A 12,934-nucleotide genomic window follows, 5' to 3' on the forward strand; every position below is an offset into this window, starting at 1 on the left:
CGTCCAAACTGTCGAGGAACATAACAATCGACAGGAGTGACCTTGCGCCTGCACCTGCTCCTTGTGGCAGTGCTATTCCTGGTTGGCTGTGCCGGCCAGATTACACCCGCCCCAAGGTCTTACGCGCTGCCCAACCAGAACTCGGCACTGACCCAGCAAGTCGAGGCGCTGGCGGCCAAGCAGCCTGCGGGCACCTCCGGATTTCGCCTGCTGTCCGACAGTGCCGACGCCTTTTCGGCGCGTATCCAGATGATTCGCCAGGCCAGGGCGAGTCTCGACGTGCAGTACTACATTGTCCACGATGGCTTGAGCACCCGCGCGCTCATAGAAGAGGTGGTGCGTGCGGCGGACCGCGGCGTCAGGGTACGGCTGCTGCTTGATGACACCACGAGCGACGGTAGCGACTACCAGATCGCCACTCTGGCGGCACACCCGAACATCCTGATCCGCGTCTTCAACCCCTTGCATATCGGCCGCAGCACCGTGATTACCCGTTCGCTCGGGCGGTTGCTCAACCTATCCCAACAACACCGCCGCATGCACAACAAGCTGATGCTGGCCGACAGCAGCCTGGCCATCGTCGGCGGGCGCAATCTGGGCGATGAATACTTCGATGCCGATCAGAGTTTCAACTTCACTGACATCGATCTACTCGCCGCCGGCCCGGTTGCCGAGCAATTGGCGGTCAGCTTCGACCAGTACTGGAACCACACGCTGAGCGTGCCGATCCAGCAGTTCTTGCGTCATCCGCCCAACAAGGACGAGCTTGAACTGGCGCGCCGCGATATCACCCGCTACCTCCAAGCCGAACGACAAAAGGACGAGCGCCGCTATCAGCATTTGATGGGCGGGCTGCAGGAGCCATCTCCGCGCGACTGGCTGACCGATCTGATATGGGCGCCTGGCGAAGCGCTTTGGGATCACCCCGACAAGATCGAAGCACCCGGCATTCCAGATGAAAGTTTGCTGCTGACCACTCAGCTGCAGCCGAGCATGGACGGCGTGCGACGATCCCTGACGCTGATCTCCGCTTATTTCGTGCCGACTGAACAAGGTGCTGCATACCTCGCCGGACACGCCAGAAACGGCGTTGCGGTACAGGTCTTGACCAATTCACTGGAGGCCACCGACGTGCCGGCCGTGCATGGCGGCTATGCGCCCTATCGGGCCGATCTGCTAAAAGCGGGAGTGAGATTATTCGAGTTGCGCAGACAGCCGGACCAGGAGACCCGCTTCAGTATCAGTGGCGATTCCGAATCCAGCCTGCACAGCAAGGCAGCGGTGTTCGACCAGGAGCGGGTCTTTCTCGGCTCGCTGAACTTCGACCCTCGCTCAGTCCTGTGGAACACCGAAGTCGGCATCCTTATCGACAGTTCAGAATTGGCTCGCGAGGTGCACAAGCTTTCGCAGGAGGGTACTTCGCCCGCCGTCAGCTATGAAGTGCGACTGATCGAGCGCAACGGCGTGCGGCGATTGATCTGGATCGCCGAGGATGACGGGCAGCGCAAGGTATTGCTGCACGAACCGGGCGGTGCCTGGCGACGGTTCAATGCCTGGTTCAGCCGGGTGATTGGCCTCGAGCGGATGCTCTGAGCGACTTCAACTGGCGCAAGGGGTTTCGTGTCACTTCAGCCAATCTTGCCGCGCAAACGGCCGCTGATCCAAAAATAGCTCTTTTGTGTGATACCAGAGCGCCACCCCTTGGCTAGGCTACCGAGCTGATGCCGTGCTGGTCCGACCGCCTGGCACTTGCTTCTATAAAAATAAAAAGGAGCGCGACATGAATCATCGCAAATGGCTATGGATGGTGGTTTTGCTGGCGTGCTGGTTCCCAGCTCTGCTCAATCCTGCCCATGCTCAAACCTATACTGCGCTGGAAAGCATGCAGATCCACGCCAACCGAGCGACCAGCAGCCTGTTGCTCTATCGAGGCGAAGGTTTCCAGAAGGCGCACCTGGCCCGAATGGAAAGCGACCTCAAAGCGCTAGCAGACAGGGTCGACAGCTTTCCCGGTGCCCGCAACGATCTGAACCAATTGCATCAGGTCTTACAGACAACGCTTCGCGAAGGCGCAAGCTTCGGCCGCGAGGAAGACGACATGCCTTGGGGTTGGCCGCTGCAGATGAGCAAGGCGCTGCGCGATTTCCTGACAGCAGTGCGCAGCCAGCAAGGCGCCAACGTTCGCGCCGAGCTGCCAGCCAAGGTGGAATACCTCACTGTGCAGTACCTCAGCCGCGCCTATGTAGGCTCATTCGAAACCGCCCGCGAACAACCGGATACCTACCTCGGCCAGGACGAGCGCCGCCTCGTACCGTCGATCGACGAGCAACTGGCTGCGCTGGATGGCAAATCGGACGTGGCCATTGCCAAGCTCAAAACACGTTGGGAGTTCCTCAAGGTGGCGCTCGAAGACATGAATAGCGGCAACAACAGCTTCAACACTGCGTCAGGCCGCGCTTTCGCCCCGATCATGGTTGATCGCCACGCGCGCAGCCTCAGCGATCAATGGATGGCGCTCGCCCCTGACTGAGCGCCCTCCTGTCAGGCATCGGCCGGCTGCTGGCGCAGTTGAACCGGGCCAACACGCGCTTCGATCGCGTGGCGCAGGGGTTCGCGCAGACCGAACATGAAGCCCAGCTCAGCAGCAACGAACAGTGGCCCGATGATCAGCCCGGTCAGATCGTCGACGAACGCAGGCTTGCGTCCTTCGAAGTAGTGACCGATGAACTGGATAATCCAGCCAACCACGAACAAACCGCCACCGGCACTCAGCCATAGCGTCGTCGATTGCTGCGCAAGCGCTGCACCTACCCAGACGCAGAGCAACAGCACCGCCCCCATGAGCACGCCGAAGCGCAGATCCAACCGAAGATAGAACAGCGTCGAGATCAAGGCGACCAGCGCAACCGGGCTCAGCCATAGCCCGAACGCCTCCACACCTGGACGCGAAAGCAGCACGGCGACAGCCAGCACGATCATCGGAATGCCGATGAAATGGCTGAGCAGATTGCGCGGGTCTCGGTGATAGGCCGCGTATTGGGCGAGGTGATCGGTGAGTGTTTTCATGGGGACGAGCTCCGAATAGCCTGACTGGCAAGCTTAGCCAGCTCGGCAAGGTGCCGCGCGGTGTCGAGTGGTGGTTGAGCGCCAAAGGTCATGGCGCTTGCGCCAATCAGCAGCTCAGCTAGGGCTCCGGACGATAGCCCAATCGCAAGCCACCCCAGTGACGGCTGTTCACCATGATCGGCACCGACAGGTCATGCATCAGCTCTCCGGTATCGCGGCTGTAGGTCTGCAACAACACCTTGCGTTCGTGGCTGCCACAGCGCGCGCCGGTGCGGTCATTGAACAGGCGCTTGCTGCGGCTCTTGACCTTGTCGATCTCCGGGTCGCCTACCGGGGGCTGGCTGAAGGCACGGTTGTGGGTCGGCACGTAGCCATCCGGCGTAGTCGCGATGGCATAAATCAACGCATCGTTGCGCGCGAGCAGGGGCTCCTGGATCGCCGGCAGCACCTCGTCAGCGTAACGGTCGAAACGGGTGTTGTAGCGGATCGGATTGGTGCCCGGCTGCGCCCGGTAATTGCGATCAAACAGATCGTCGACACCCAGGCGCCCGGCTTTCAGATCCGCCTCGAAACGCGCCCCGATGGCAGCCGCCGCTTCGCGCGCGAGATCGTAAACATCTTGGTGGTAGGCATCGAGCTGTACCTCGGCGAGCTGTTCGCTGACGGTTTCCGCCTGCTCTACCAGCTTCTCTGCCGCCTTCTCCAATTGGCGGGTCTGGGTCTCGCTCTCCAGAGCGTCGCCACGCAACTGCTCTACCGCAACGAACAACTGTGCGAGTCGCTCATGATTGCTTGCGGTGCCGGCGGCGATCTCGGCCACCTGAGTTTCGACGTTACCGGCCAGATCTGCGATTCCGCTGAGCTGAGCGCCGGTCCCGGCGATCTGAGCGGCGGCTTCGTCCAGCTCGCTGGCTTGCTTCTGGATATGGCTGACCACCGCGCCACTTTGCTCACGGATGTCACTGACCATCCGACCTACCTCTTCGGTGGCGCTGCTGGTGCGACCGGCCAGGTTACGCACCTCATCAGCCACCACGGCAAAGCCGCGCCCGGCCTCACCGGCGCGTGCCGCCTCGATCGCCGCGTTGAGTGCAAGCAGGTTGGTCTGGCTGGCAATGGACTGAATCACATCGGTAATCTGGCGGATTTCTTCGGTGCGCGCCGAGAGTCCGTCGAGCAGTTCGCGGCTGGCCTTGGTCTGTGCGCTGAGCTGCTGCATGCGTTCGATGGCGTGTTGGAGTTCGACACGCCCACTATCGCTGCTACGCCGCACGGCCTCGGCCGCTTCCAACGCCTGCCGTGCTCGGGCAGCGCTGTCCTGTTCGGTCGCCGTCATCGCCTCAGCGCCATTGGCGATCTCGCTGACCGCAACCAGCTGTGACTGCAACCGTGCCGCCAGTTGCTCAGCGCTGAACGACACTTGAGCTGCCGACAGGGCGTTATGACAGGTATGCCGGGAGAGGCTCTTGCTCAGCGCAGCGGAGCTCAGCTCGCCGGCGTCCTCTGCAACCGGGGTGCCCGTCACCCTGCGCCAAGGGCCGAACCAAGGCCATAGGGCAAGCAACAGGATCGAGATCGCGGTCAGATAGAACGGCAACTCCATCCAGCCATGAAACAACAGCAGCCCCAGCAGGGCCGCTGCGTGCAACAGACAGGCCTTGGGGTGAAGGCGGAAGGTAGGGCGCATCGGTGGCCTCTTGTTTTCGTCCGGTAAAAAGGCGTTGTACCACCTCTGCCAACAAAGAACATTGTCCCTTGGTGGCACATGGCCTTGCCGGACTGGAAACGATTACACACCCGTCGCCGCCCGGCATGGCCGAGTTACCGGGTTAGCGGCTGGACGCGGCCAACCTTAAGCGGCCGTCAAGCCTGACCGTACGTCAGGCCACCGCTTTTTAGCGAGACTGATCCGGAGCCGTCAGCGGCAGACCGAGCTGTACCCGGCGGCGTAGCCAAGGGCTCGGACGATAGCGCGGTTCGTGACCATAGCAGCGCTGCATGCCCTCCAGGATAGTCAGGATTCGAGCCGGGTTGTAATGCGCGGCGAACCCCAGCGGCCCCTTTGGATAGCCAAGGGCCACCGTGACCGCGCGGTCAAGCGTTTCTGGGGAAGCGATGCCCTTCTGGGCGATCTCACAGCCAAGGTTGACGATGCTGGCCACGATGCGTTGGCTGACGAACCCCGGAGAGTCGTTGATCACCTCGACCGGCACGCCGTCAGCGCCCAACGCCTGGCGTGCCTGAGCCTCCAATGCGGGGTCGAGCGCTGGTTGACGCATCAGCACGCGGCGTTTTTCAAGGTCACTGAAGAGGTCCAGCGCCACAGTACGCACGCCGGGCAGCGCCAGGCGCTCGATACAGCTACTCGCATCTTCTCCTAGCGGCGTGATCAGACAGATTGCTTGGTCCGAAGGCTCGGCACCCTCCTCGAGGATCGCGCCGGCCTGCTGCAATACCGATTTGATGGAGCTGCGCAGGTCGGGCTCGATACTGTCGAGCCAAAACGGCCGATCGATGCTTACCGGCTCGAAGCGGGCCTCAGGCGTGCGGACCTGCTGGCCGTCTTCGTAGCGATAGAAGCCCTGACCGGTTTTGCGACCGAGCAATCCGGCCGCCACCCGCTGCGCGGCGAGGTAAGACGGTGTGTAGCGCGGATCGTAGTAGAACTGGTCATGCACCGATTCCATCACCGCGTGGGAAATATCCAACCCGGTCAGATCGAACAATTCGAACGGGCCCATTCGAAACCCGGGCCCGTCCCGCAAAATACGGTCGATCTGTTCCGGCGTGGCGATCCCCTCGCTAAGGATGCGCTGCGCCTCGGTGCCATAGGCACGACCGGCGTGATTGACCAGAAACCCAGGAGTATCCGGCGTAATCGCAGGGAAGTGCCCGGCCTGCTCGGCCAGCTGCACCAAGCGCTCAATGACCATCGGGTCGGTGCGCTCGCCGCGCACCACTTCGACAAGCTTCATCAGCGACACTGGATTGAAGAAGTGATACCCAGCCACCCGCTCGGGCCGCTCGCAGGCACTGGCAATGCGGGTCACGGACAACGAGGAGGTATTGGTCGCAAGTACGGCGTCGGCCGCAACCAGACCTTCAAGCTCGACAAACAGGCTCTGCTTGGCTTCCATGTTTTCGACGATGGCTTCGATCAGCAGATCGCAGCCGGACAGCTCGGCCAGCTGATGGGCTGGCTGCATGCGCTCCAGAATCGCCGGCAGCTCATCGGCGCCCAAACGTCCCTTGGCCACGCTGCGCTCAAGCAGTTCACGGTTGAACTGCAGGGCTTGATCGATGGTTTCGGGCCGAGCGTCATACAACCAGACCTGCTGACCGGCGCTGGCAAATAGCTGTGCGATGCCGCGCCCCATGGCGCCGGCGCCGATAATGCCAATACGGGAAAACATGGGAACCTCCTCAGTGGATGGCGTTGCGATTCTGAAATATGATCAACCAATATTCCGCAGTGCGAAACCATGTTCCATCTATTTGAACCTGAGCCTAAAGACTGCCAGACTCCATAGCAAGCCATCCGTGATCGAGCGCCATGTCCGCTTCCGACTATTCGTCCGCCCAACTTCAGCAAGTCCACGCCTCCGTTACCGGTTTCTTTCAAGACATCGGCTGCGAGCTGCTCGCCTACGGTCCGGAGCACGCCACGCTCGCCCTAACTTTGCTGCCGCGCCATCTGAACAATGCTAGCAACATGCACGGCGGCGTCATGGCGACCTTGATGGATGTTGCGATGGGCCTATGCGGCACCTGGGAAGCCGACCCGACAGACCGTCGTGTCGCGATGACGCTGTCGATGAATATCAACTTCAGCGCAGTTGCTGCAGCGGGAAGTCGCATCAGAGCGCAGGCTCGTTGCCGCTCGTCCGGGCACAAGGTGTTTATGGCCAGCTGCGACTTGCTGGATGAGCAGGATCGATTAATCGCGTTCGGCGAGGGTGTGTTCAAGCGCGGCTCGCTTCGACGAGAGCTCCCGGCCTAGATGACCGCGCTGCTGCCACTGGCTCTGTTCTTTGAGCTTCTGGCTCTAATCACCCGAATTCAGCCGATGAGCGTTATCAGCGGCGCCCTGCTGAGCCTGTTCTTCATCTGGCATTGGCGCTCTCTGATGCCCTATCCACGGCGGCTCGGGATCGTCACCGCAGCACTGCTCGGCTACTGGCTGCTGTCTGGCGAAGCAACCTGGCAGCAGGGCGCGCGAATGTTGTCGTCAGCCGCCTATTACGCAGCCTTTATTGGCGCGCTGGGTCTGATGCACTGCCTGGTCAAGCGTCTGCAGCAACTCAGCGAGTTGCATCGCCTCCTGCTGGCCGGCCCTCGCACATGGCTCTACCCGGGCTATCTGCTGAGCACATTCGCGATCAGCTCGGTGCTCAGTTTCGGCATGCTCAACCTGATATGTGGCTCGCTGGAAAATCATCTTGCACGCCGTCCATACAGCGATCATCAGCGCCGCGAAGGCCGCCGCGGCGTGATGGTTACCGCTCTGCGAGGGTTCGCCCTGGTGCCTTTGCTGGCGCCGACGAGCGTTGCGGTGGCGATCCTCACCCGCGAGCTCGGCATTAGCTGGAGCACGTTACTACCCTTCGGCCTGCTAGGCGGGCTGATCCTGCTGTTGTTCGGCTGGCCGGTGGAGAACCGTCGCTTGCAGCAGTTGGCGGACTATCCGGTCGTCGATGCCGGCTCGGACACCCAGCAAGCCGGTGGCCGCCTGAATGGCCTGTTGTTGGGCAGCCTGATCGGCATCGCGCTGATCGCCCTACTGGCCGCCTTTACCTGGCTCTCCGCCACCCAAGCCGCGATGCTGACGGTGCCGACCGCGGTAATCGTGATCCTGCTCTGGCAGCGGACCGCGCCGCGCCAGGTGCTCAGTGAGGTCAGCGAAACGTTGATCGGCATGCGCAACGAGACATTCATTTTTGCCAGCTCGGCATTACTGGCCGGGTTGGTTGCAGCCGTCTTGCCGGTGCATCACCTGGCGGATCAGCTCGGAAGCACGCCGATGGCACTGTTCGGGCTGGGTGCGGTCGGTGCGCTGGCGGTCATGGCACTGGCGTTACTTGGCGTCGCGCCGCTGATCTCGTTGAACCTCTGCGCTGCGCTACTGGCGCAACTGGCAAGCCAGGGCCTGACGGTGACGCAACCGGCTGTGGCGCTGTTGTTCGGGTTTTCACTGGCCATGCTGCTCTCGCCCTACGGCCCCTCAGCCGTACTGTTGGCCCGCCACGCCCAGCTGTCACCCTGGCGCATCGCTGTCGGCTGGAACGGGCGTTTCGTCCTCAGCGTATTGATCCCACTGCTGCTGATCCCCCTGCTGGCATGAGGACCCTCGGCTCACATCCAGCCGTGTTCAGCCATCGACAAAGGTTCGCCATCCCCGACGATGAAATGATCGAGCACCCGCACATCGATCAATGCCAGGGCATCGCTGAGCCTGCGGGTCAGCTGACGGTCAGCCTGACTCGGCTCGGCGACACCGGACGGATGATTGTGGGTCAGGATGACGGCTGCGGCATTCTGCGCCAGCGCGCGCTTGACCACCTGCCGGGGGTAGACGCTGGCTCCGTCGATGGTGCCGTGGAACAGCGGTGTAGTAGTATCTAATAAAACCGTTAGAGACTTGCAGCAATGCCCAAAGCTTATGCCTATGTTAGATGGTCAACCGCCGAGCAAGGCGGTTTGGACAGAGACAGCCACACACGCCAAACCACACCACTGGAAGCCTTCACGGCTACTACTGGCGTTGAGGTGGTTGAAACTATCATTGATAAGGGTGTTAGTGCCTTCCGAGGTGCTAACGCTCGCATTGGTCAATTGAAAGGCTTGTTGGATAGGATTGGAAGTGGAGAAATTGAGGCCGGTGATTACATCATCGTTGAATCAATCGACCGTCTAACACGCCAAAGGCTAAATGATTCCGTTGAACTGATTCAATCGATTTTGCGTAAAGGTGTGCGGATTCATACCGCCATTGATAATAAAACCTATTCCTACGATGACCCAAATCGTGATTTAGAAACATTGCTTATGGTTGGTGTGATTGCGAAGCGAGCACACGAAGAATCCGACACAAAATCAAAACGGTTAAAATCATCTTGGGTTAAAAAGAGAAATGCAGCAGAAACTAAAATCATTAGAAAGCAATGCCCATACGGCTTTGCTTATGATGATAAAGAAGAACGATTTGTAATTGTTGAAGATGAAGCAAACGAAATTAGAACCATTTTTGAACGACTGAAATATGTTGGGATTCTGGAAGCAATCAAAGAAGTAAATAAAACATCGAAACGAAAATGGACAAGAAAACACATTGACGAATTAGTTAAAACCAAAAGCCCCATCGGTGTTTTGGCTCTTCAAAGAAGAGAGGATGATGGCGACGGCCGTATCTTTGATAGATATATCCCAAACTATTATCCAAAGATTGTAGATGAGAATACTTTTGAAGCAGCAGTTGCAGCAATCAAAAAACGCTTCAATGAAAAGAAAAGTGGTCGCAGGGCACCAAACAACTACAACATATTTAGGCATTGCATTAAATGCAATGAACACGATGTAGGGATGTTTTTCAATCTTCAAGGTTTGGGTAAAGAGAAGAAGCGTTATGCTTATTTAGTTTGTTCAAATAGAGCAGAACGAGTTTGCGAGTGCAACAATAGAATTAGATTTGAATTGGTTTTTGGAATATTTCTTTGTGCTATTCAAAAGATGTATGAAAATCGTTATATAGACGAACGCACAGAGAAAAAGAGAAAGGACTTCACTTGGTTTAGTGAAAAAGATTATGCGAGTTTTGATAGTTTTAACAATGCGTTTGGTAAGTTCTTTGCAGCAAAAGACAACAGCAAACAGAAGGAAGAAATAAGAGCAAAGCAAACAGAATTGCTCATTGAAAAGAATTCTCTATCTATGCTTGACGCTTCGCTTGCTCAATTCGACGGAATTATTCCAAAAACATTTATTCAACGGATTGCAAACAGTGAAGCAAGAATTGCGGAACTTGAAAAGGACATTGCAAATCTTGAAGGTGATTTGATTGTTGAGGCAGAAGTATTAGAAGCAACAACACCGAAAGAAATCATCGAATTGTATCAAACAGAGATTGGAAGAATGAAATTGAACTCATTCTTTATAAATCGTGGAATCCTGTTTTTTGTCAATTTCGATAAAGAAGTCGGAACGGTTATCCTAACTATAAAATTGAAGGATGAACCAGATTTCAAAATGTCTGTATGGCATAAATTTCCAGAGAAATCACCTCTGAAAGAGTTTGGCATTGATGACTTATCTAACATCATAAAATAGATAAGCAAACATATTTAAGGCTGGCAAACTTGCCGGCCTTTTTTATTTCTATCTAATTGCTATACATTTTGCTATACATTCTTGCTATATAGTTTGCTATACATTTTAAAAATTAGTTTGCTATACATATTGAAACTTATAATTTATATGATACAAATATAGATATAGGTTTCTTTTTTATAGGCAAGCAATGGGATTGTATAGCAAATAACTGTCGTTATTTCCTACCGTAAAAATTCCTTCGGACATTTTCACTTACTATCCCTGCTTGATTTTCTTCACTTCGTTTGAAAATAAAAGGAGCCAAAACACTTAACAATTATGAGGTAATGATATGGCGAAAAAAGATGTTCAATTAAACGTTCGAGTTTCCAAAGAAGCAAAACAACTGATTGCGGATAATGCAAAATTGTTAGATATGAAACAGGGCGAGTATATAGAAACGATTGCTCGCAAAGGTCTTAATCAAGTTGTGGAAATACTCAACCCTAAACTATCCAATGAATATGAAAGCATTGTTAAGATGTTGGACCGTATGGGGAATAACATAAATCAAATTTCAACAAAAATAAATTCCCATCAAGGACTAACCCCGAAGAATATAGACAGTTTTAAAAGAATGGCAGAAGCATTTAATTTACTGTATTCAACACTTACGGAAAAGGAAGAGAAGCGAAACATATTCAACAACCAAGAGGAATAAATGATTAGAGAAAAATTAAGCACTCAAAAGAGTAAGATAGAAACGCAAAACACTCTGGCATATACGATTAAAAAAGCAATATTGGTTGAAAGCAATCGTTGCCAGCGTGGCACAAATCAAGAGTTTATAGAGTTTCTTGCAAAGAAGTTTGATAAGGCTTGCAAAGGAAAACAAGAAAATACTTCTTTCCACGAAACTTTATCTTTCCACACTTCCGATAACATCACACCTGAAAAGGCACTTGAAATAGCAAAAGAACTATATAGCGATACTATTGGTTTAAATCGTGAACATTCATTTGCTGTTCATAATGATACAGATGAATTGCATATTCATTTCATTTGGGCACCAAGAGACTTCGATAATAAAGTTTATTACCAGAAAGATGATTATCGCATCATAGAAAAAAAACTGGCTGAACTTGAAACAGAGCATAACCTTTATCAAGTTGAAAATAGAAAGGCGTTAAAACCTGATTTAGAAACCCAGCCAAGCAAATCAAAGAAAGAGCAAGCACTTGAACAACGCGGAATTAAAACTATTAAGAGTGAATATAGGAAGGATATAAACAATGCCTTGCATATGAGCCGAACAACAACAAATTTCTTTGGTTATTTGCACGATAAAGGTTATGACATTATCCCCAACGGTAAAACTGCTTATTCAATTACCAAAGATGGAAACACTTTCAAAGCATCAGATTTTGGAGTTTCCTATGTGTCATTGAAGAAGAAACTTGAAGAGCAACACGATTTTGCAGAACTGTTAGAGCATTACAGAAATAAAGAAAAGCAAGAAGTTGACGCCCATATTGGCACGAATGCAAAGGTTGATTATCTAACCAAGAACAAATATCAAACTACATTGGCAAAGCATTTTTCTCCGATTTTGGAGAATGATAAGGTTGAGTATTACTATAAAAACTCAAGCAATAGAAAGGCATTTGAATACCATAAAGAACCTTCCAAAATCTCTTTCAATGACTTATCTAATCAGTCAATCAAGGCTGGTATCCAAAGACTTACTCAGGATATGAAGGAGCCTGGACCTTTGTATTGCACTGGTTCGGAACAAGCAAGAAAAAGAATCTGGCTTGAATTCCAAATGATGAACCTTGAAGCAAAGGGTTTTACTATGAGCGGATACAAGCCAACGGCAACAGATTTGAAAGAATTAGAACAGCGTAAGGCTGATTATGCTGCATTAGATAAGAAGTGGAAGAAGGCACCAGAAGCACCAGAATTGCCTATGCCGTTCGTTCCTGACAGTCCAGCACCTACCCTACCAGTGCAGGAAGAAAAGCCGCAGGAAAAGCCAAGAGAAGAGCAGCAGGAGCCAAAACAGGAAAAGGTTAAACCTGATGTTCTTGATGATTTTGAACTTGATGAGACTTCAAAGACGCTTCTTGATGAGACAGACCCAGCCGATAGTTCAGGAACTACAACTGGTGGAGGCCCGAAACCACCTTCATCACGAAGGAGATATAAATACACATAAGAAATAGAGCCTTTAATGGGTCTTATCTTTGGGCTTTGGCTTTCTTGTTCTTTTAAATTGATGAGTGCCAATTTCGATATTTACAACCTTAGAAAACCCTTCGTCTTTTAGCCTATTATTATATTCAGTTAGTGCCGTATTTATTACGGCAGACAAAGAAAAATGATGTTCAAACGCTGCAACTCTCAACTCCTCATATAGTTGCTCTTCAATACTTACATTTACAACCCTCTTCATATTTGACCCTCCTATTATCAAACTACCATACAAATTAAATAATTCAATATTACCTAAACTTGATTTATTATTTTGTCGTGATACAACATAGTTATAAAGAAAGAAAAA

At 53.5% G+C, this 12,934-nt stretch carries 11 protein-coding genes and 1 pseudogene; 7 read left to right on the forward strand and 5 right to left on the reverse strand.

The window, feature by feature from the left end:
* Positions 1-42: 42 nt before the first annotated feature.
* Positions 43-1,593 carry a phospholipase D family protein gene (locus ACQKIK_RS20900; RefSeq protein WP_499137325.1) on the forward strand — a complete coding sequence of 517 codons (1,551 nt, stop codon included), beginning with the start codon at positions 43-45 and terminating at the stop codon, positions 1,591-1,593.
* A 187-nt stretch (positions 1,594-1,780) separates the two neighbouring features.
* Positions 1,781-2,530, forward strand: coding sequence for a hypothetical protein (locus ACQKIK_RS20905; RefSeq protein WP_499137326.1), 750 nt, complete (start codon positions 1,781-1,783; stop codon positions 2,528-2,530).
* Positions 2,531-2,541: 11 nt separating this feature from the next.
* Here ACQKIK_RS20905 and ACQKIK_RS20910 read toward each other — a convergent pair whose 3' ends face one another.
* The 3 genes from ACQKIK_RS20910 to ACQKIK_RS20920 all read right to left on the reverse strand — a co-directional run bounded on the left by ACQKIK_RS20910 (position 2,542) and on the right by ACQKIK_RS20920 (position 6,479).
* Positions 2,542-3,066, reverse strand: coding sequence for an Mpo1 family 2-hydroxy fatty acid dioxygenase (locus ACQKIK_RS20910; protein ID WP_499137327.1), 525 nt, complete (start codon positions 3,064-3,066; stop codon positions 2,542-2,544).
* A 118-nt stretch (positions 3,067-3,184) separates the two neighbouring features.
* The gene (locus ACQKIK_RS20915; protein ID WP_499137328.1) at positions 3,185-4,753 is read right to left on the reverse strand and encodes a methyl-accepting chemotaxis protein; all 1,569 of its coding nucleotides are present in this window, start codon (positions 4,751-4,753) and stop codon (positions 3,185-3,187) included.
* 208 nt (positions 4,754-4,961) lie between these two features.
* Positions 4,962-6,479 carry a 3-hydroxyacyl-CoA dehydrogenase gene (locus ACQKIK_RS20920; protein ID WP_499137329.1) on the reverse strand — a complete coding sequence of 506 codons (1,518 nt, stop codon included), beginning with the start codon at positions 6,477-6,479 and terminating at the stop codon, positions 4,962-4,964.
* Positions 6,480-6,619: 140 nt separating this feature from the next.
* Between ACQKIK_RS20920 and ACQKIK_RS20925 the strand changes: the two genes are divergently transcribed.
* Together ACQKIK_RS20925 and ACQKIK_RS20930 are read left to right on the forward strand one after the other, a co-directional pair.
* Complete coding sequence (locus ACQKIK_RS20925; protein WP_499137330.1) at positions 6,620-7,066, forward strand: PaaI family thioesterase; 447 nt, start codon at positions 6,620-6,622, stop codon at positions 7,064-7,066.
* On the forward strand, positions 7,067-8,407 hold the full coding sequence (locus ACQKIK_RS20930; protein ID WP_499137331.1) for a hypothetical protein: 1,341 nt from the start codon (positions 7,067-7,069) through the stop codon (positions 8,405-8,407).
* 11 nt (positions 8,408-8,418) lie between these two features.
* Here the strand turns inward: ACQKIK_RS20930 and ACQKIK_RS20935 are convergent.
* Positions 8,419-8,670: pseudogene (locus tag ACQKIK_RS20935) on the reverse strand (JAB domain-containing protein); the annotation flags it as partial.
* A 42-nt stretch (positions 8,671-8,712) separates the two neighbouring features.
* Here ACQKIK_RS20935 and ACQKIK_RS20940 point away from each other — a divergent pair.
* From ACQKIK_RS20940 to ACQKIK_RS20950, 3 genes are all read left to right on the forward strand, one after another.
* The gene (locus ACQKIK_RS20940) at positions 8,713-10,389 is read left to right on the forward strand and encodes a recombinase family protein (protein ID WP_499137332.1); all 1,677 of its coding nucleotides are present in this window, start codon (positions 8,713-8,715) and stop codon (positions 10,387-10,389) included.
* A 334-nt stretch (positions 10,390-10,723) separates the two neighbouring features.
* Positions 10,724-11,092 carry a plasmid mobilization protein gene (locus ACQKIK_RS20945; protein WP_499137333.1) on the forward strand — a complete coding sequence of 123 codons (369 nt, stop codon included), beginning with the start codon at positions 10,724-10,726 and terminating at the stop codon, positions 11,090-11,092.
* Complete coding sequence (locus ACQKIK_RS20950) at positions 11,093-12,589, forward strand: relaxase/mobilization nuclease domain-containing protein (RefSeq protein ID WP_499137334.1); 1,497 nt, start codon at positions 11,093-11,095, stop codon at positions 12,587-12,589.
* 12 nt (positions 12,590-12,601) lie between these two features.
* Here ACQKIK_RS20950 and ACQKIK_RS20955 read toward each other — a convergent pair whose 3' ends face one another.
* Positions 12,602-12,826, reverse strand: coding sequence for a type II toxin-antitoxin system CcdA family antitoxin (locus ACQKIK_RS20955; RefSeq protein WP_499137335.1), 225 nt, complete (start codon positions 12,824-12,826; stop codon positions 12,602-12,604).
* Positions 12,827-12,934 lie beyond the last annotated feature (108 nt).

The sequence above is a fragment of the Pseudomonas sp. NPDC047961 genome (assembly GCF_050272435.1).
Lineage (GTDB): Bacteria > Pseudomonadota > Gammaproteobacteria > Pseudomonadales > Pseudomonadaceae > Stutzerimonas.

Excerpts from the sequence above, each read along its gene's own strand:
- ACQKIK_RS20945 (WP_499137333.1), top strand. The coding sequence starts at position 10,724 with ATGGCGAAAAAAGATGTTCAATTAAACGTTCGAGTTTCCAAAGAAGCA.
- ACQKIK_RS20930 (WP_499137331.1), top strand. The coding sequence starts at position 7,067 with ATGACCGCGCTGCTGCCACTGGCTCTGTTCTTTGAGCTTCTGGCTCTA.
- ACQKIK_RS20925 (WP_499137330.1), top strand. The coding sequence starts at position 6,620 with ATGTCCGCTTCCGACTATTCGTCCGCCCAACTTCAGCAAGTCCACGCC.
- ACQKIK_RS20915 (WP_499137328.1), bottom strand. The coding sequence starts at position 4,753 with ATGCGCCCTACCTTCCGCCTTCACCCCAAGGCCTGTCTGTTGCACGCA.
- ACQKIK_RS20940 (WP_499137332.1), top strand. The coding sequence starts at position 8,713 with ATGCCCAAAGCTTATGCCTATGTTAGATGGTCAACCGCCGAGCAAGGC.
- ACQKIK_RS20920 (WP_499137329.1), bottom strand. The coding sequence starts at position 6,479 with ATGTTTTCCCGTATTGGCATTATCGGCGCCGGCGCCATGGGGCGCGGC.
- ACQKIK_RS20950 (WP_499137334.1), top strand. The coding sequence starts at position 11,093 with ATGATTAGAGAAAAATTAAGCACTCAAAAGAGTAAGATAGAAACGCAA.
- ACQKIK_RS20905 (WP_499137326.1), top strand. The coding sequence starts at position 1,781 with ATGAATCATCGCAAATGGCTATGGATGGTGGTTTTGCTGGCGTGCTGG.
- ACQKIK_RS20910 (WP_499137327.1), bottom strand. The coding sequence starts at position 3,066 with ATGAAAACACTCACCGATCACCTCGCCCAATACGCGGCCTATCACCGA.
- ACQKIK_RS20955 (WP_499137335.1), bottom strand. The coding sequence starts at position 12,826 with ATGAAGAGGGTTGTAAATGTAAGTATTGAAGAGCAACTATATGAGGAG.